General features: G+C 67.6%; 16 protein-coding genes and 1 pseudogene. 2 read left to right on the forward strand and 15 right to left on the reverse strand.

The window, feature by feature from the left end:
* The 14 genes and pseudogenes from KZC51_RS13660 to KZC51_RS13725 all read right to left on the reverse strand — a co-directional run.
* Positions 1 to 213 (reverse strand): annotated as a pseudogene (locus tag KZC51_RS13660) (YggS family pyridoxal phosphate-dependent enzyme); the annotation flags it as partial.
* Positions 210 to 1352 carry a cell division protein FtsZ gene (gene ftsZ, locus KZC51_RS13665; protein ID WP_247630491.1) on the reverse strand — a complete coding sequence of 381 codons (1143 nt, stop codon included), beginning with the start codon at positions 1350 to 1352 and terminating at the stop codon, positions 210 to 212. The gene ftsZ and the pseudogene KZC51_RS13660, both read right to left, overlap by 4 nt.
* Positions 1353 to 1591: 239 nt before the next feature.
* On the reverse strand, positions 1592 to 2467 hold the full coding sequence (locus KZC51_RS13670) for a cell division protein FtsQ/DivIB (protein ID WP_281731756.1): 876 nt from the start codon (positions 2465 to 2467) through the stop codon (positions 1592 to 1594).
* A 66-nt stretch (positions 2468 to 2533) separates the two neighbouring features.
* Positions 2534 to 3934, reverse strand: coding sequence for a UDP-N-acetylmuramate--L-alanine ligase (gene murC, locus KZC51_RS13675; protein WP_247630493.1), 1401 nt, complete (start codon positions 3932 to 3934; stop codon positions 2534 to 2536).
* Between the two features lie 12 nt (positions 3935 to 3946).
* Positions 3947 to 5026 (reverse strand): UDP-N-acetylglucosamine--N-acetylmuramyl-(pentapeptide) pyrophosphoryl-undecaprenol N-acetylglucosamine transferase, encoded by a 1080-nt coding sequence (locus KZC51_RS13680; protein ID WP_247630494.1) that lies wholly within the window; start codon positions 5024 to 5026, stop codon positions 3947 to 3949.
* Entirely contained in the window at positions 5023 to 6264 is a 1242-nt protein-coding gene (ftsW, locus tag KZC51_RS13685) for a putative lipid II flippase FtsW (protein WP_247630495.1), read from the reverse strand. The genes KZC51_RS13680 and ftsW overlap by 4 nt, the downstream gene beginning before the upstream one ends.
* A complete protein-coding gene (gene murD / locus KZC51_RS13690; protein WP_247630496.1) occupies positions 6233 to 7768 on the reverse strand; it encodes a UDP-N-acetylmuramoyl-L-alanine--D-glutamate ligase in 1536 nt (511 codons plus the stop codon). The genes ftsW and murD overlap by 32 nt, the downstream gene beginning before the upstream one ends.
* Positions 7758 to 8864 (reverse strand): phospho-N-acetylmuramoyl-pentapeptide-transferase, encoded by a 1107-nt coding sequence (gene mraY, locus KZC51_RS13695; protein WP_247630497.1) that lies wholly within the window; start codon positions 8862 to 8864, stop codon positions 7758 to 7760. Before mraY ends, murD begins: the two co-directional genes overlap by 11 nt.
* Positions 8861 to 10273, reverse strand: a complete 1413-nt coding sequence (locus KZC51_RS13700; protein ID WP_247630498.1) for a UDP-N-acetylmuramoyl-tripeptide--D-alanyl-D-alanine ligase — start codon at positions 10271 to 10273, stop codon at positions 8861 to 8863. The genes mraY and KZC51_RS13700 overlap by 4 nt, the downstream gene beginning before the upstream one ends.
* A 27-nt stretch (positions 10274 to 10300) precedes the next feature.
* Positions 10301 to 12070: a peptidoglycan D,D-transpeptidase FtsI family protein gene (locus tag KZC51_RS13705; protein WP_247630499.1), complete on the reverse strand. Its 1770-nt coding sequence runs from the start codon at positions 12068 to 12070 to the stop codon at positions 10301 to 10303.
* A 40-nt stretch (positions 12071 to 12110) separates the two neighbouring features.
* Entirely contained in the window at positions 12111 to 12671 is a 561-nt protein-coding gene (gene ftsL, locus KZC51_RS13710; RefSeq protein WP_247630500.1) for a cell division protein FtsL, read from the reverse strand.
* Positions 12668 to 13606 carry a 16S rRNA (cytosine(1402)-N(4))-methyltransferase RsmH gene (gene rsmH / locus KZC51_RS13715; RefSeq protein ID WP_247630501.1) on the reverse strand — a complete coding sequence of 313 codons (939 nt, stop codon included), beginning with the start codon at positions 13604 to 13606 and terminating at the stop codon, positions 12668 to 12670. Before rsmH ends, ftsL begins: the two co-directional genes overlap by 4 nt.
* A 102-nt stretch (positions 13607 to 13708) precedes the next feature.
* Positions 13709 to 14140 carry a division/cell wall cluster transcriptional repressor MraZ gene (gene mraZ / locus KZC51_RS13720; RefSeq protein ID WP_207480762.1) on the reverse strand — a complete coding sequence of 144 codons (432 nt, stop codon included), beginning with the start codon at positions 14138 to 14140 and terminating at the stop codon, positions 13709 to 13711.
* Between the two features lie 288 nt (positions 14141 to 14428).
* On the reverse strand, positions 14429 to 14803 hold the full coding sequence (locus KZC51_RS13725) for an SCO2097 family morphological protein (RefSeq protein WP_247630502.1): 375 nt from the start codon (positions 14801 to 14803) through the stop codon (positions 14429 to 14431).
* Positions 14804 to 14962: 159 nt separating this feature from the next.
* Here KZC51_RS13725 and KZC51_RS13730 point away from each other — a divergent pair, with 159 nt between their 5' ends.
* Positions 14963 to 15988 (forward strand): polyprenyl synthetase family protein, encoded by a 1026-nt coding sequence (locus KZC51_RS13730; protein ID WP_281732131.1) that lies wholly within the window; start codon positions 14963 to 14965, stop codon positions 15986 to 15988.
* A 17-nt stretch (positions 15989 to 16005) separates the two neighbouring features.
* Here the strand turns inward: KZC51_RS13730 and KZC51_RS13735 are convergent, their stop codons facing one another.
* Entirely contained in the window at positions 16006 to 16365 is a 360-nt protein-coding gene (locus KZC51_RS13735) for an Rv2175c family DNA-binding protein (RefSeq protein WP_372491789.1), read from the reverse strand.
* Positions 16366 to 16487: 122 nt separating this feature from the next.
* Here KZC51_RS13735 and KZC51_RS13740 point away from each other — a divergent pair, with 122 nt between their 5' ends.
* Positions 16488 to 17651: a LysM peptidoglycan-binding domain-containing protein gene (locus tag KZC51_RS13740; RefSeq protein WP_247630504.1), complete on the forward strand. Its 1164-nt coding sequence runs from the start codon at positions 16488 to 16490 to the stop codon at positions 17649 to 17651.
* The last annotated feature ends 20 nt before the right edge of the window (positions 17652 to 17671 follow it).

Consider the following 17671-nt stretch of genomic DNA (forward strand, 5'->3'; position numbering starts at 1 on the left):
GGTGAGCTCCTGCTGGCGATTCTCCCCCACCTCGCGGACGCCCAGCTCGTACAGCTCGCGCACCAGGGACGCAGGGTGGAACTTCGTCACGACGATCCGAGTGATCTCGGCGGGGTCGCGGCCGGCAAGCCGCGCGGCGTCGGCGATCCGAGTATCGATCGCCGACAGCCGCGCGGCCAGGCTCGGGGCCTGCTGAGCCTGGTCGAGCGTCACTTCAGGAATTCGGGGATGTCGATGTCGTCATCGGCGAACGCCGGCTCGATGCTGGTCGCCGTCGCGCGCTGCGGAGCCGGCTCGGACTCCGCGACACCGTCGGCAGGCGCCGAGGCGTCATCGGAGAGGGCGACCTCGGGCAGCGTCGCCGCAGGGCGGCTCACGACCATCGGGTCCAGTCGCAGCGAAGGCTCGCCGCCGTCGAAGCCCGCCGCGATCACGGTCACGCGCACCTCGTCGCCGAGGCTGTCGTCGATGACCGTACCGAAGATGATGTTCGCCTCCGGGTGCGCAGCCTCCTTGACGAGATCGGCGGCATCGTGGATCTCGAAGATGCCGAGGTTCGACCCGCCCTGGATGGACAGCAGCACGCCGTGCGCGCCTTCGATGCTCGCCTCGAGCAGCGGAGACTCGACGGCAAGCTCCGCGGCCTTGATCGCGCGATCGGCGCCGCGTGCGGAACCGATACCCATGAGCGCGGAACCCGCGCCCTGCATGACCGACTTGACGTCGGCGAAGTCGAGGTTGATCAGACCAGGGGTCGTGATCAGGTCGGTGATGCCCTGCACACCGGCGAGGAGCACCTGATCGGCGGTCGCGAACGCCTCGATCATCGAGATCCCGCGGTCGCTGATCTCGAGGAGACGGTCGTTCGGCACCACGATGAGGGTGTCGACCTCTTCCTTGAGCTTGGCGACGCCGGCCTCAGCCTGGCTCTGGCGACGGCGGCCCTCGAAGGAGAAGGGCTTCGTGACGACACCGATGGTGAGGGCGCCGATCGACTTCGCGATGCGCGCGACGACCGGGGCGCCACCGGTTCCGGTTCCGCCACCTTCGCCGGCGGTCACGAACACCATGTCGGCCCCGGTCAGCGCCTGCTCGATCTCCTCGGCGTGATCCTCAGCCGCACGGCGCCCCACTTCGGGGTCGGCACCGGCGCCGAGGCCGCGCGTGAGCTCACGGCCCACATCGAGCTTGACGTCCGCGTCGCTCATGAGCAACGCCTGCGCGTCGGTGTTGACGGCGATGAACTCGACTCCACGGAGACCGAGATCGATCATGCGGTTGACGGCATTGACGCCGCCACCGCCGACGCCGACGACCTTGATCACGGCGAGGTAGTTCTGGTTCTGGCTCATGGCCGGCCTCCGATTAGTCGAGCCTTGCGTTCGTTGTCGAGAAGATGGGGTGAACCTTAAACCTCAACTAGAGGTGTAAAGTATTTCCCGGTATTGCGTTCTCTTGATTGACGGTAAGCGCCGCATGCCGTTGCGGGCGCAGCATTCTGGGCGTGTCGCCTCATTCCTGTCGGAATGGGTCGTCTGCGCCCGTTCGGCGCTCAGAACGACACGATTCCGCGTCGCGAATGTGGTCGCCGTCAGCCGACGACGGCGGTCTGCGCGGATGAGACATCGACGGTCGAGGCATCCGGCTTCGCCGCGAGCGTCCGCTCGAGCACGAGCGCTTTCAGCGCGGACTTCTCAGCACTCCCCCATACGACGGTCAGCCCGCTGCTGAGCGTGAGGGTCACATCATCGGCGGTGCTGGCGCGCACACCGGTCAGCTGAGAGCGCAGGTCGGCAGGCAGCGAACGCACGACGAGCCCTGCGCTCTGGAAGGCAGACGAATCGATGCCTGCCGCGACGTCGATCAGAGGCTGTCCTGCCGGCTGATCGGAGGTCGTCGACAGCGCGACGCCGGCGGCATCCACGAGCGTGTATCCGGCATCGGAGCGGATCACCCCGATCGGCGTGCGCTCGACGATCCGCACCGTCAGGTCATGTGGAGGTCTGGCCTCCAGCGCGTAGGTCTCGATCAGGGGGAACGCCAACAGCGCCGCCTTGACCTCACTCGTGTCCACGAGCGCCAACGGCGTGCCGATCTGACCGCTCAGTGCCGCCTCCACCGCAGCCGCGTCGAGAGTGGATGCACCGGCGACCGTGATCTTCTCGACGGCGAACAGCGGACTGTATGCGGCGGCGACGCTCCCTCCCACGAGGAGGACGACCGCACCGAGGGCGCTCCCCCAGATGATCCGACGGCGACGGGAGCGCTGGGTGAAGCGGCGGATCTCCGCGCGCAGAGCCTTGCGTCTGGCACGCGCCGCCCGCCACACATCGCGCGTGGAGGTCGGCGGCGTCTCGGCATCCCCGCGACCCGCGCCCACCTCGGCGCCATCGTCTGACGACGATGGCGCGTCCGACAAGCGTGCCGAGACCGGGGACTCACGCCGAGCCGGGCGCAGAACGGGCATCGAGGCTCGCTCCTGCTCCCCCTGGCTCTCCGGGGAGGTCGGAAGCGGTGGGGGTCGACGCACGGGCTACGCCTCGACGGTCCGGCGCAGCGACTCCAGCACCTGCGGGATGATCTGGTAGACGTTGCCGCAGCCGAGCGTGATCACGAAGTCGCCGTCGCGGGCGATGGTCGCGGTGTAGTCGGCAGCCTCCTGCCAGTCGGCGACGAAGTGCACATGCTCGGGGTCACGGAACGCACCGCTCACGAGCTCGCCCGTGACGCCGGGAACCGGATCCTCCCGCGCGCCGTACACGTCGAGCATCACCGTGTGATCCGCGAACTCCTCGAGCACGTCGGCGAACTCCTGGTACATGTGCTGCGTGCGTGAGTACGTGTGAGGCTGCTGGATCGCGATGATGCGCCCAGGACCCGAGATGCTGCGCATCGCCTCGAGCGCGGCGCGGACCTCGGTGGGGTGGTGCGAGTAGTCGTCGTAGACCGTGACCCCGCGTTCGACGCCATGCTGCTCGAGGCGCCGCACCGTGCCGGCGAACCCCTCCACTGCCCGGACGGCCTCAGCCAGGCCGAAGCCGAGCGCACGCAGCACGGTGACCGCTCCTGCAGCGTTGATCGCGTTGTGCAGCCCCGGCACGGCGAGCTGCATGCGCTCGCTCTCGTCGCCGTGGGTGATCGTCGCCGACACCGGTCCTGCGGCGACGACGGCGGACACGCGCACGTCGGCGTCGGCGGCCTGACCGAAGGTGAGCACGTTCGGGTGCGAGAGCCCCGCGCCGACGCGCAGCGCACCGGCGTCGTCGCTCGAGATCACGACGGCCTCGCTGGCAGCATCCGCGAACCGCACGAAGGCGTCGTGGAATGCCTCCTCAGATCCGAAGTGGTCGAGGTGATCGGGGTCGACGTTGGTGATGAGCGCCACGGCGGTGTCGTAGAGCAGGAACGTGCCATCGGACTCATCGGCCTCGATGACGAAGAGATCGCCCGTGCCGGTCGCGCTGGAGACGCCGAGCTGCTCGATCACCCCTCCGTTGACGAAGTGCGGGTCGACGCCGAGTTCACGCAGCGCGGTGACGATCATGCCGGTCGATGTGGTCTTGCCGTGCGCACCGGCCACCGAGACCAGACGACGCGAGCCGATCAGCCAGTGCAGCGCCTGCGAACGGTGGATGACGTGAAGACCGCGCTCCTTCGCAAGCAGGAACTCCGGGTTCTCCGGCCAGATCGCCCCGGTATGCACGACGGTGTCGGCATCGCCGAGATGAGCCGCGTCATGCCCCACATGCACGGTCGCCCCGGCAGCGGCCAGCGCGCGGAGATTGTCGCTGTCGGCGCGGTCGGAACCGGAGACACGGATGCCGGCGTCGAGGAACATCTTGGCGAGTCCGCTCATGCCGGAACCGCCGATGCCGATGAAGTGCGCAGAGGTGATCGTCTCGGGAATCGGGAGGGAGAGGTCGGGTCTGATCATGTCCAGCTCAGTCTAGTTCGGGGCGCCGACGGCGCGATCGATGAGCGCGATCACGTTCTCGGTGCCGGTACGGGTGCCGACCTTCTCCGCCGCTGATGCCATCGCAGCGATGCGTTCGCCGTCATGCAGCAGGGGGACGACGATCCGCCGGACGGCGTCGCCATCGAAGGTCGCGTCATCGAGCAGCTCCGCAGCGCCCGCCGCGACGGCAGATGCCGCGTTGAGCCGCTGCTCGCCATTGCCCACGGAGTACGGCACGTAGAGGGCGGGGATGCCGAGCGCGCTCACCTCGCTGACGGTCGCGGAGCCGGACCGCGAGACGATCAGATCCGCAAGCGCGAAGGCGAGGTCCATCCGGTCGACGTAGCGACGCATCGTATACCCGACGGCGCCGGGGTCGGGCATGTCACTGCGCTCGCCCGTGACGTGCAGCAGCTGCCAGCCCGCATCGAGGATGTCTCGCCACGAATCCGCCAGAGCTTCGTTCAACCGCTGCGCTCCGAGCGATCCGCCGAACACGAGCAGGACGGGGCGTGCAGCATCGAGCCCGAAGGCGGTGGCCGCCTCTCCGCGGAGGGCGGCGCGATCCACTGCGATGACCTCACGGCGCAGGGGCATCCCGACGACCTCTCCGCCCCGCAGCGGGGTCCCCTCGAAGGCGACCCCGACGGCTGCGGCCCCGCGCGCTCCGAGCACATTGGCGAGTCCGGGCTTGGCGTTCGCCTCGTGGACCACGAACGGGATGCGCTCACGACGCGCCGCGACGTAGGCCGGAGCCGAGGCGTATCCCCCGAAACCCACCACGACATCGATGTCGTGGGCGCGGATGTGGGCGCGCACCTGCGCGATCGCCTTGCGGAAGCGCCCAGGGAATGCGACGGCCTGCGAATTGGGACGGCGCGGGAACGGCACCTTGTCGACCACGAGCAGCTCATAGCCGCGCGCGGGGACGAGCCGCGATTCCAGCCCTTCGGCAGTGCCGAGCACGAGGACGTCGGCCTGGGGGTCGCGTTCACGGAGTCCGTCGGCGACGGCGAGCAGGGGATTGACATGGCCGGCGGTTCCTCCGCCGGCGAGCAAGTACGAGGTCACTTGGTGACCCTACCCCGCCCTGCCGAGGAACCCCGGGGAGTCGCCGGGCGCTGCGCGGCGGTACCCGGCTCCACCGCGGGGATCGTACGCGCGAACGCCAACAGCACGCCACAGGCGAGCAGTACGGCCAGCAACGCGGTACCTCCCTGCGACATGAACGGGAGCGGGACGCCCATCACGGGGAAGATCCCGATGACGACGCCGATGTTGAGCACAGCCTGGCCCACGATCCAGACCGTGATGCCGCCGGCGGCGACGCGGATGAAGGGATCGTCGGTCTTGCGGATGACGTGGAACGCACCGATCGTGAAGAACGTGAACAGCGCCAGCACGACGATGCAGCCGATGAGCCCGAGCTCCTCGCCGACGATCGCGAAGATGAAGTCGTTGCCGGCGGCAGGCAGCCAGCCGTACTTCTCTTGGGAGTTGCCCAGACCGAGACCGAAGATCCCGCCGCTGGCCATGCCCCAGACCCCGTGGATCGACTGGTAGCAGTCGTCGAAATAGCGGCTCATGTCGTTGCAGGGGGCCAGGATGCGGCGCATCCGGTCGCCGCTCGTCAACGCCAGTGCGAGCACGGAGACGACCCCGAGGATGACGGGGATGATGAAGAGCCGGAGCTTCACCCCGGCGAAGAACAGGCACCCCAGCAGCACGAGGACGAGCACCATCGCGGTACCCAGGTCATGTCCGGCCAGGACCGTCCCGATGGCGAGAGCACCGACCGGCACCACGGGGATGAAGACGTGGTGCCAGGTGCCGAGCATCGCGTGCTTGCGCAACAGCACGTAAGCGATCCAGAGCGCGAGAGCGAGCTTGAGGAACTCGGAGGGCTGCAGCGTGAAGCCCGCGATCTTGATCCAATTGCGGTTGCCGCCGTCCTCAACGCCGAGCGGTGTGAACACGAGCAGCTGGAGGGCGACGGCACCGAAGAGCGCCGGCCACGCCATGCGCTTGAGGAACGCGATGGGCAGCCTGCTCACGAGGAACATCAGCGGCACGCCGAGCACGGCGAAGATCCCCTGACGCAGGGCAGCACTCCACGGGCTCTCACCGTTGCCGATCGAGGTGGCGCTGGTTGCCGACAGCACCATGACGAGCCCGAACAGCGTCAGCAGCAGCGCGGTCGACGCGATCATGAGGAACTCGCTGGAAACCGGTACGAAACGTCGTCCGAGCGACACGCGAGCTGCGAGACCGCCGGACTCAGATCCCGGCGGGCGGGCTACCTGCGTCATCGTCGCTCCCCCGGTCGATCCACTCTCGCACCGCTTCGGCGAAGCGATGGCCGCGATCCGCGTAGCTGGAGAACTGATCGAAGGATGCCGCAGCAGGAGCCAGCAGGACTGTTCCCTCGCCGTCGACGATTCCGGCCGCGATCTCCACGACACGATTCATGACCTGTCCAGTGTCACCGGCATCGACCTCGAAGACCGGCACCGCGGGCGCGTGTCGCTGGAACGCCGTCACAACCGCAGCACGATCGACGCCGATCACGACGGCGGCGCGCGCGGTGCGTCCGGCATCGGCGACGAGATCCGAGAGGTCGACGCCCTTGAGATCACCGCCGACGATCCATACCGCGCCGGGATAGGCGCGAAGCGATGATGCCGCCGCATGAGGATTGGTCGCCTTGGAGTCGTCGATCCAGGCGATGCCGCCGTGCTGGGCGATGATCTGAATACGGTGGGCATCGAGACGGAACCCCTGAAGCGCGGCGTGGATCGCCTCCGGTTCGACTCCGAGCGATCGGGCCAGGGCACTGGCGGCGAGGATGTTCTGCACGATGTGGGGCGCTGCGAGGCCGGCCCGCTCCAGGTCCGCGAGGGTCGTCAACTCGAGGGCGCTGCGCGAGCGATCGTCGAGGAACGCGCGGTCGACCAGCAGCCCTTCCACGACGCCGAGATCACTGGGACCCGGGATTCCGAGATCGAAGCCGATGGCACGGGCGCCGTCGACGACCTCCGCGTCCTCCACCATGCGCCGGGTGGCCTCGTCGGCCTTGTTGTAGACGCAGGCAACGCGGGTGTTGCGGTAGACCAGAGCCTTCGCATCACGGTATGCCTGGGCGCTGCCGTGCCAGATCAGGTGATCGTCGGCGAGGTTCAGACAGACCGCCGCATGAGGGAACAGCTCGCCTTCGGCATCCGACTGCCCGAGGTACCAGAGCTGGTGGCTGGAGAGCTCGACGACCAGCACGTCGAAACCGGCGGGGTCGCGCACCGCATCGAGTACCGGCACACCGATGTTGCCGCAGGGGGCCGCACGCAGTCCGCCCGCGGCGAGCAGCGTCGCGGTGAGCTGCGTCGTGGTGGTCTTGCCGTTGGTGCCGGTGATCAGCACCCAGTCGGCCGGTGAGCCGTCCGCTCGAACAACCTTGTCGCGCAGACGCCAGGCGAGTTCGACGTCACCCCAGAGCGCGATCTCGGACTCCTGCGCCCAACGGATCACCGGATGCGTGGGCGGGAACCCGGGAGAGGCGATGACGAGCTCCGGTCCGAAGTCGCTCAGCGCGGCGGGTACATCGGCCAGCGATCCGAGCTCGAGCCTGGCACCGATGACGGGGAGCAGACGGGCGTACTCCTCCTCGGCGGACTCGCTCAGCACGAGCACGTCCGCCCCGAGCTCCGTCAGCGTGTCGGCGACCGAGAACCCGGTCGTCGACAGGCCGAGAACTGCGACGCGCAGCCCCTTCCAGTCGGCATGCCAGCTGGTCAGGGTGCGCAGACGCTCAGCCGACACGTGTCAGCCACTCGACGTAGAACAGCCCGACAGCCGAGACGGCCAGCAGACCCGCGATGATCCACAGCCGCACGACGATGGTCACCTCGGACCAGCCCCGCATCTCGAGGTGATGGTGGAACGGGCTCATCAGGAACAGCCGCTTGCCGCGGGTCAGCTTGAAGTAGGCGCGCTGCAGGATCACGGATCCGGACGAGAGCACGAACACCCCGGCGAGAACCAGGAGCAGGAGCTCGGTGCGGGTCAGGATCGCCATCGCAGTGATGACCCCGCCGATGGCCATCGAGCCGACGTCACCCATGAACACCTTCGCCTTCGGGGCGTTCCACCAGAGGAAGCCGATCAGGCCCGCGGCGACGGACGCCGCGATGATCGCAAGGTTGAAGGGATCGCGCACTTCGTAGCAACCGCCGAGCGATCCGGGATCGCCTCCGGCACAGGGCTGCTTGAACTGCCAGAAGGCGATCAAGCTGTACGCGCTGACGACGATGACGCCGGCTCCGGCCGCGAGCCCGTCGAGTCCGTCCGTGAGGTTGACGCTGTTCGAGGTGGCGACACCGATCACGGCGATCCAGGCCAGGTACAGGACCCAACCGAGCACGACGCCGAAGGCGAAGAGGTTCAGCCAGGTGATGTCGCGGAACAACGAGATCGATTCGCTCGCCGGCGTCTGCCCGAACTTGTTCGGGAAGTTGTGGGCGACGATCCCGAAGGGGATGATCACGAGCAGCTGGCCGATCACCTTGCGCCATCCGGAGAGGCCGAGGCTGCGCTGGCTGCGCACCTTCATGTAGTCATCGATGAAGCCCACGGCGCCGAAACCGACCATGAGCCATATGACCAGGAGCGCCGACAGCGCCGGCTGCTCGCCGCTCACGTAGACCCCGGTGAAGTAGCCGACGATCGAGCCCGCGATGAAGATCACGCCCCCCATCGTCGGGGTACCGCGCTTCGCCTCGTGGCTCGGATTCTCGACGGCCTCGGGGGTGCGGATGACCTGCCCCCACCCCCACTTCCGGAAGAGCCGGAGGAAGACGGGAGTCAGGAACAGGGTGAAGGCGAGCGAGATCGCCGCCGCCATGATGAGTGACCTCACGAGAACAATTCTCCCAGACGATCGCCGAGATGCCGAAGGCCCACGGAATTGGATGACTTGACAAGCACGCGATCACCGTCACGGAGTTCCGTGCGCAGGTACTCGAACGCTGCATCCTGGTCGGGCAGATGCACTGCCTCGCTGTCCCAGGAGCCTTCGCCGACGGCGGAGAGATAGAGTCTGCGGGCCTCGGGGCCGACCACCACGATGCGCTGGATGTTCAGGCGCACGGCGAGCAGGCCGATGCGGTCGTGCTCCTCCCCTGCGCTCTCGCCGAGTTCGCTCATGGCACCCAGGACCGCAACGGTCCGCTCACCAGGGCCGGTGATCTGCGCGAGGGTCCGCAAAGCTGCGGCCATCGAATCGGGGCTGGCGTTGTAGGCGTCGTTGATGATGCGCACCCTGTCGCTACCCATCGGCTGCATGCGCCAGCGTTCGGCGATCTCGACGGTCTCCAGGCGCGCGACCGCGTCCGCGGTCGAGACGCCCAGCACACGAGCCGCGGTGATGGCCGCCAGCGCGTTCGTGATGTGGTGCGCGCCGAGCACGCGCAGGTGCAGCGGGATCTGCTGCCCGTCGGCCTCGATGGTGCAGCGGGTGCCGGCAGCGGTGACCTCGATGCCGTGCGCACGCACATCCGCGGCGGTTCCCTGACCGAAACCGACGACCGTCATGCCGCGAGACTCGGCGAGTTCCCGCATCGCGGCCACGCGCGCATCGTCGACGCCGAGCACGGCGGTGCCGTTCGCCTTCGCGGCGGTGACGAGCTCCGACTTGGCTTTGGCCGTCTCCTCGATACCGCCGAAGCCGCCGGCATGCGCCATCCCGACCATCAGCACGACCGCGATGTCCGGTTCGACGAGTCCTGCCAGCCGGGCGATGCTGCCAGGAGCCGCAGCACCGAACTCGCTCACCAGGAAGCGCGTGCTCCGGGTGACGCGGAGCATGGTCACGGGGGCACCGACCTCGTTGTTGTACGAATTGATCGGAGCGACCGTCTCGCCTTCATCGGCGAGGATCCGCGCGAGGAAGTTCTTGGTGGTCGTCTTGCCGTTGGAGCCGGTGATGCCGACGATGCGCAGGTCGCCGTCTGCGCGCACGCGTGCGACGACCTCACGCGCCAGGTCGGCCAGAGCGGCGACGACATCGGCGACCACGATCTGGGTGACGTCCTCGTCCACCGGATGCTCGACGATGGCCAGAGCGGCTCCCGCCGCGACGGCAGCACCGACGAATCGGTGGCCGTCGGTCTCGGCTCCGGGCTTGGCCACGAAGATCGAACCGGTTGTCATCACGCGGGAGTCGGTGTCCACGACGCCGTCGACGACGGTCTCGGCGGAGTCGGTTCCGGCGAGGCGCAGTTCACCGCCGACAGTTGCGGCGATCTCAGCAAGCGACAGGGCGATCATGACATCTCCAGGCGCGGCTTTCGCCGGCTATTCGAACTTGGGCAGCAACTCATCCATGGGTGCGGAGGAAGGCATCACGCGATAGGTCTTCATCACCTGCGTCATCGCCTTCTGGAAGGCGGTTGCGGTGGCCGCGGACGATACAACCTTAGTCGGCTCGTCCAGCGTGACCACGACGACGTACTGCGGATCGTCGACGGGAGCGAAACCGACCATGCTGGTGAAGTACACGCCGGCCTTGTATCCGCCGTTGACCGTGTCCGGAACCTGCGCAGTACCCGTCTTGCTGGTCACGCGGTAGCCCGGAACCTGGATGCGCTCGGCGTTGCCGCCCTGCACCGCCACGTTCTCGAGCATGCGGGTGAGGTCGGCAGCGGTCTTCTCGGTGACGATCTGCTCGTGCTTCGGCTCCTTGGCGGATACCACGGTGCCATCCGCCTGCGTGCAGGATTCGATCAGCGAGAGGTCGATCTTCTCCCCGCCGTTCGCGATCGCCTGATAGGCGCCGGCGACCTGTGCGGCGGTGACGGTGAAGAACTGGCCGAACGTCGTGGTGTACAGCGACTGGTTGTCCCACTCGCTCACAGGGTGCAGGGTGCCGGAGACCTCGGTCGGGAACCCGATCGTGTCCGTACCGACACCGAAGCGCTGCAGGTAGTCGTAGCGCACCTCGGGGCTGACCGTGGTGCCGAACTTCGACAGCGCCACGTTCGACGAGTCGATCAAGGCACCGGCGAGCGTGTAGTTGTAGGCCGGGTGGGAGAACGCGTCGTTGATCACGGCTCCGTTGGGGAACGTCTCCCGCGACGACGCGGACACGGTGCTCAACGGCGTGAGGCCTGCACCCTCCATGGCGGCAGCCGCGGTGATGGCCTTGAACGTCGATCCTGGCTCGAAGTCGTGGTGGAAGATCTCGCTGCCCCAGTCGTCGGCCGTCATTGAGCCGAGATCGTTGGGGTCGAGCGCCGGCCACTCCGCTGCGGCGCGGATCTTGCCGGTCTTCACCTCGACCACCGTGACGGTTCCGCCCTTGGCGCCCTGTTTCTTGGCCTCCTCGGTGATCATCTGCTGCAGATACCAGTTCAGATCACTGTTGATGGTCAGCTGCACCGTGCCGCCGTTCACCGCATCCACGGTGCGCTCGCTGCCGGGGATGACGACGCCGTCCTTGCCGATGCGATAGCTCTCCTCACCGTCGACGGGAGCGAGACAGGACTGCTCCATCTTCTCGATGCCGGCTTGCGCCTTGCCGCTGCCGTCGAGGAAGCCGACGATGTTCCCCGCAACCGCGCCATTGGGATACACCCGGGTCTCGCGCGCCGGCATGTGCAGGTAGGAGAGCTTGAGGTCGCGCAGCGCGATGTACTGATCCGTCGAGAGCGACTTCTTGAGCTGCACGAACTGGCTCTTGGGATTCTCGGCGAGCGCGTTCGCCACGAGGGCACGCACTTCATCGCCGGTCTGCCCGGTGATCGCGGCGATCCGCTCGGAAGCCTCTGCCCACGGAACCTTCGGGTTCTTCTTCTCCAACTCGGTGATGACGAGCGGGCTGAGCTGTGCGTCATAGACCATCACGCTCGAGGCGAGCACGGTGCCTTCGGTATCCACGATCGCGCCGCGCTGCCCGGAGATGCGGTCGCCCTTGCCGATGTGCTGGAGGGAGTCGTTGATGTGCTCATCCGCGCTGACGACCTGGATGTCGACGAGGCGCACCACGAACGCCGCGAGCACCGCGAGGATCACGGCGAGGGCGACGACCGTACGCCGACGCGGTCCGCGGGTTGCTCGTGTCGTCATGGGATCTCTCCGTCGGATGGTGGGTGGTCGGCGTGCAGGGTCAGCGCGTCGTGGGGCTGGGGAGGCCGTCGGTGATCGCCGGCGGAAGCTCCTGCGTGGCCGGGTCGACCGTGCTGTTCCCCGGCACGGGGGTGTCGGCCGGAGGCACGGTGATGAGCGAGTTGCTCACGGCGCCGCTGCCGTTCGGGTCGATGGTCGACGTCCAGTCCGCGCCGGAGCCGACGCCGAACACTGCGCCGTCGCTCAGGCGCAGATACGACGGGGAGCCCGCGACCACCATGCCGAGATCCGCGGCCTCGCTCGCGAGAGCCTGCGGCGAGCTGAGTCCTGTCAGCTCCTCCTGGAGCGCATGCGTACGCAGGGTGAGTTCGCGCTGCTGCGATGACAGGTCGGCGAGCACGAAGGAGTCCTGCGTGATCGCGAGCGAGAGCCCGATCTGCGCCGCCCCGATCGCGAGCGCACCGCCGAGCGCCATGAGCGCGTATGCCAGCTTGGGTTTGCGACGCGGCGCAGCCTGGGTGACGGGGCGCAGCCGACGTTCGGGAGCGCGTGCCGGTGCGACCGGGAGTGCCGGCTTGCGGACGGTGGCGTTCAGGCTCATGCGCGGTCCCGTACTTTCTCAGCGGCCCGTAGACGCACCGGGATCGCCCGCGGGTTGCGCGCGCGTTCCTCGTCGTCAGCGAGCTCAGCCCCCTTGGTGAGGATGCGGAACCGGGGAGCGTGTTCGGGCAGTTCGACGGGGAGCCCCGCGGGTGCCGTCGACGCGGCGGCCGCGGCGAACGCCTGCTTCACAAGGCGGTCTTCGAGGGACTGATACGACATCACCGCGATCCGTCCGCCCACGTTGAGGGAGTCCATGGCCGAGGGGATGGCATCGGCGAGCACGTTGAGCTCGGCGTTCACCTCGATGCGCAGCGCCTGGAAGACCCGCTTCGCCGGATGTCCCGCGCGCTGCGCCGCCGCCGGGGTGGCGGCGACCAGGATCTCGACGAGTTCGCCGGAGCGCAGGATCGGCTTCTTCTGCCGGGCCTCGATGATGAAGCGGGCGTACCGGCCGGCCAGCTTCTCCTCGCCGTAGCGTTCGAAGATGCGGCGGAGGTTGCCCTCGTTGTAGGTCGCGATGACCTCAGCAGCGGTGATGCCCTTGGTCTGGTCCATCCGCATGTCGAGCGGAGCATCCTTCGAGTACGCGAAGCCGCGCTCGGCCTCGTCGAGCTGCAGCGAGGAGACGCCCAGATCGAAGAGGATCGCGGAAGCGCCCTGCGCATGCAGGCCGATCTCGTCGTACACGGTGTGCACCAGCGTGACGCGATCGGCGAACCGGGCGAGCCGCTCCCCCGCGATGCGCAACGCGTCGGTGTCGCGGTCGAGACCGATGAGACGGATGTTGGCGAAGCGCTCCAGGAACGCCTCGGAATGCCCGCCCATGCCGAGGGTGGCATCGACCAGCACGGCACCGTCGGCCTGCAGGGCAGGGGCGAGCAGCTCGACGCAGCGGTCGAGCAGAACGGGGGTGTGAATGTCTCGGAGGTTCATGATCTTTCTCGGGGTGACCTTCGGCTCTGATCCCCCTCCGCTTCGCGACCCGGCACCGGGGAAGTGTGTCGGGGCGGGAGCGGCGGGGCATCACAGCCGTGGTCAGAAGAGTCCCGGAATCACCTCCTGCTCGAGTTCGGAGTAGGTCTCCTCACCGGCGGCGAGGTAGGTGTTCCAGCTCTCGGCATCCCAGATCTCGGCGTGGGCGCCGACTCCGGTGACGATGAGCTCCTTCTGCAGTCCTGCGTACTGACGCAGATGTGCGGGGATGGTGATGCGGTTCTGGCTGTCTGGCATCTCCGCACTCGCACCGGAGAGGAACAGTCGCATGAAGTCACGCGCCTGCTTGTTGGCGAGCGGGGCCTGACGGATCCGCTCGTGCATCGCCTCGAACTCGGCCGTGCTGAAGACATAGAGGCAGCGTTCCTGACCTCGGGTGACGACGATGCCGCCGCCGAGGTCTTCGCGGAACTTCGCGGGAAGGATGACCCTTCCTTTGTCGTCCAGCTTCGGTGAGTGCGTACCCAGCAACATCGGCCATCACCCCCTCTGCGTCCGGCCAACTCGAGGTGCGCCCCACTTTACTCCACTTTCCTCCACATTCCTACGGTCAATCCGCGTCAGACACGTCTCCGACGGCAAGAGTCACTTGATATTCCGCGGAAAGTCGCAGTGGAGGAAGGTGGAGGGCCAGTGGAGGATCCGCACGGGCGCCGGTTACTCCCCCGCGCGCCCGGATAAGCGGCCTCACTCGGCGGCAGACGCAAGAAGGCCCGGATGCTCAGAGCATCCGGGCCTTCCCGAAAAGAAGTGGAGGGGAGGTCAGTGACCGTCTTGTCGCCGATCCCATCGATCGTTCATGCGATCCATGAAGGACGCGGAATCCTGCCGCTTGGCGGAAGCGGCTTCCCTCGGGGTGGCAGGACTGGTACGCCGCACAGGGGTGACCGCGAACATCACTCCGGCCAGCATCGCAGCGAATCCGACGACGCCGACCACGATGCCCCAGACGTCGCCGATGATCACACCGGCCACCAGTGCGCCGACGCCGACCAGCAGCAGCAGTGCGCCGTAGACGAGGTTGCGATAGCTCAGCGTGCGGTCACCTGACGGCGCGCTCACGACGTCCGCGTCGTTGTGGAGAAGATGGCGTTCCATCTCATCGAGCAGACGCTGCTCCTGTTCGGAGAGTGGCATTTCGTCCCCCTCGGGTATTCGTCCATCCATTCTACGCGCGCCCGGGCATCCGGGGCCAGCAGTTCGACTCCCGCTTGCTTTACGTATGCTGAGAGTGTGCCATCCCCCACTCCGATCCAGGACGCCGTCGCCCTCCGCCTGGAGCGATTCATCGCCCAGATGCGCACCGAATCCGAGGAGTACGGCCCCGATGCCGCGGCGTTCCTCGACGCCGCAGCGGAAACGCTGATCGGAGGCAAGCGCCTGCGGGCACGGTTCTGCCACGCCGGCTGGAGGGCGACGGCGCGCTTCGACGATCGGAGCTCCACGGAGACCGACAGTCTCTGGGACGTCTGCGCGGCATTGGAGATCTTCCAGTCGGCCGCCCTCGTGCACGACGATCTGATCGACAACTCCGACACCCGACGTGGCCGCCCGGCCGCGCATCGCGCTCTCGAGAGCTCCCACCGCGTCGCTCGATGGACCGGCGATGCCGCCGCCTTCGGCCGCGCGTCGGCGATCCTGCTGGGCGATCTCCTCGTCGCCTGGAGCGACGACCTGCTGGAGGCGGCACTCCAGGGGCACCCCTTCGCCTCCGCGGTCAGGACCGAGTACGCGCGCATGCGGCGCGATGTCACGACCGGCCAGTTCCTCGACATCGCGGAGGAGTCCGCCTGGATCGTGAATGACAACGGCACTCATGCGGAGCGTGCACTGCGCGTGGCCTCCCTCAAGTCGGCCCGCTACAGCATCGAGCAGCCACTGATCCTCGGCGCAGCCCTCGCCGGAGCCGACGCCGATCAGGTGCAGGCTCTGCGCCGATTCGGACGGCCTGTCGGTATGGCGTTCCAGCTCCGCGACGACATTCTCGGCGTCTTCGGCGATACCGCCGTCACCGGGAAGCCCGCAGGAGACGATCTTCGAGAGGGCAAGCGAACCGTTCTGGTGGCACTCACCCGCGAAGCCCTGGACTCCCCCGCACGGACCGTGTTCGACGAGCTGCTCGGCGATCCGGAGCTGACGGCGCAGCAGGTGTCATTCCTGCAGGCGACGATCGAGGGGTCAGGCGCCCTCGGCCGTATCGAGACGATGATCGCCGACTACACACGAGCGGCCGACCAGGCCCTCAGCGGCGCGAGGCTCGACAACGCCGCCGTCGGCGACCTGCGGGACCTGGCACGCGCGGCCACTGTCCGCTCCGCCTGAGCGGATCGGCCGACGCCTCAGGCGAGAGTGCGCGCGACGCGACGGACTTCGCTCTTGTGACCGGCCAGCAGCGCGGCGATCGGGGAACGTCCGAGGCTCTCATCTTCTTCAAGCAGCCAGTCGATGAGTTCGTCGTCGGTGAAGCCGGCATCCTGCAGCACGATGATCGTGCCGCGCAAAGAGCTGAGCGGATGGCCGTCGACGATGAACACCGCAGGCACGGCGAAGACGCCGGAGCGACGGGATCCGACCAGGTAGTGCTCGTCGATGAGTCGGCGAACACGTCCGAGCGGTACATCGAGCGCTTCGACGAGGTCGGGCATCGTCAGCCACTCGGCGGCAGGGGTCACAGCAACGTTCTCAGACACGTTGCCCACTATCTCACCTCAGAACGCGCACCGCATATCGGCACTCCCGTCACTTTCTTCACTTCAGTCACTCCTGTTGACTTCTCTTTACTTCCGTGTCAGCGTTTCAGGAGCTCGAAAAGGGGGCAACCTTGAGACTGCACACCGCCACGCGTCGCACGCGTCACATTCAACTGGGAGTGCCCGCAGCCGTACTGGGGGCACTGGCCGGAACCCTCGCCGTATCCCCCGCCGCCGCAACGCAGGAGACGATGCCGCTCGAGCGACTGCACGGCTCGGCGCGTCTCGTGCCCGCGCAGTCGACACCGACGAGCTACGTCGTGCGGGCCGGCGATACGATCTCGTCGATCGCCGCACGACACGGCCTGCGCACGGTAGACGTGCTGACCTGGAACGGCCTCTCCTGGCGTTCCGTGATCTATCCGGGACAGACGCTCGCGCTCGCCGCACCCGCTGCGGTCGCCGCACCAGCGCCGAGGCCTGCAGCGCCCTCCGCCACCCGCCATACGGTCGTCGCCGGGGACACGGTCTTCGGCGTCGCACAGAAATACGGCACGACGGTCGACGCCGTGCTCGCGGCGAACGGACTCACCCGCACATCGATCATCTATCCGGGGCAGAAGCTGGCTGTGTCCGGCGCTGCCGCGCCCGCAGCGGCAGCAGCACCTGCTCCGGCCGCACCCGCAACGGCCGCGTCCTCGCGCACTCACAAGGTTGTGGCCGGCGACACCGTCTTCGCGATCGCGAAGAAGTACGGCACGACCACCAGCGCCCTGTTCGCCCTGAACGGACTCCAGTCGTCATCGATCATCTATCCGGGACAGACGCTCGTCGTGCAGCAGACCGCCGCGGCAACGGTGACGACACCGGCGCCACAACTCGCCTCCTCCCTGGACGCCGAGCAGGCCGCCACAGCCGCACTCATCATCCGCATCGGTCGGGAGCTCGGCGTCTCCGACCGAGGGATCGCTATCGCGCTGGCGACCGGGATGGTGGAATCCGGCCTACGCAATCTCGACTGGGGCGACCGGGACTCGCTCGGCATCTTCCAGCAGCGTCCGAGCACGGGCTGGGGCACTCCCGCCCAGGTGCAGGACGCCGATCGCAGCACGCGGGTCTTCTACGGCGGACGGCATGACCCCAATGGCACTGTGACGCGCGGCCTGCTCGACATTCCCGGCTGGGAGAAGATGTCCTTCACGGATGCCGCTCAGGCGGTGCAGATCTCGGCGTATCCGGACAAGTACGGCCGATGGGAGACCCAGGCCTACCAATGGCTCGTCGCCCATGGATGAGCACTGTTCCGAAAACCCGA

The sequence above is a fragment of the Microbacterium croceum genome, from assembly GCF_023091245.1.
GTDB classification, from domain to species: domain Bacteria; phylum Actinomycetota; class Actinomycetes; order Actinomycetales; family Microbacteriaceae; genus Microbacterium; species Microbacterium croceum.

Bases quoted from the DNA above. Each gene is read 5' to 3' on its own strand.
- ftsZ (WP_247630491.1), bottom strand. From the start codon at position 1,352: ATGAGCCAGAACCAGAACTACCTCGCCGTGATCAAGGTCGTCGGCGTC.
- KZC51_RS13670 (WP_281731756.1), bottom strand. From the start codon at position 2,467: ATGCCCGTTCTGCGCCCGGCTCGGCGTGAGTCCCCGGTCTCGGCACGC.
- murC (WP_247630493.1), bottom strand. From the start codon at position 3,934: ATGATCAGACCCGACCTCTCCCTCCCGATTCCCGAGACGATCACCTCT.
- ftsW (WP_247630495.1), bottom strand. From the start codon at position 6,264: ATGACGCAGGTAGCCCGCCCGCCGGGATCTGAGTCCGGCGGTCTCGCA.
- KZC51_RS13700 (WP_247630498.1), bottom strand. From the start codon at position 10,273: ATGATCGCCCTGTCGCTTGCTGAGATCGCCGCAACTGTCGGCGGTGAA.
- KZC51_RS13705 (WP_247630499.1), bottom strand. From the start codon at position 12,070: ATGACGACACGAGCAACCCGCGGACCGCGTCGGCGTACGGTCGTCGCC.
- ftsL (WP_247630500.1), bottom strand. From the start codon at position 12,671: ATGAGCCTGAACGCCACCGTCCGCAAGCCGGCACTCCCGGTCGCACCG.
- rsmH (WP_247630501.1), bottom strand. From the start codon at position 13,606: ATGAACCTCCGAGACATTCACACCCCCGTTCTGCTCGACCGCTGCGTC.
- mraZ (WP_207480762.1), bottom strand. From the start codon at position 14,140: ATGTTGCTGGGTACGCACTCACCGAAGCTGGACGACAAAGGAAGGGTC.
- KZC51_RS13725 (WP_247630502.1), bottom strand. From the start codon at position 14,803: ATGCCACTCTCCGAACAGGAGCAGCGTCTGCTCGATGAGATGGAACGC.
- KZC51_RS13730 (WP_281732131.1), top strand. From the start codon at position 14,963: ATGCGCACCGAATCCGAGGAGTACGGCCCCGATGCCGCGGCGTTCCTC.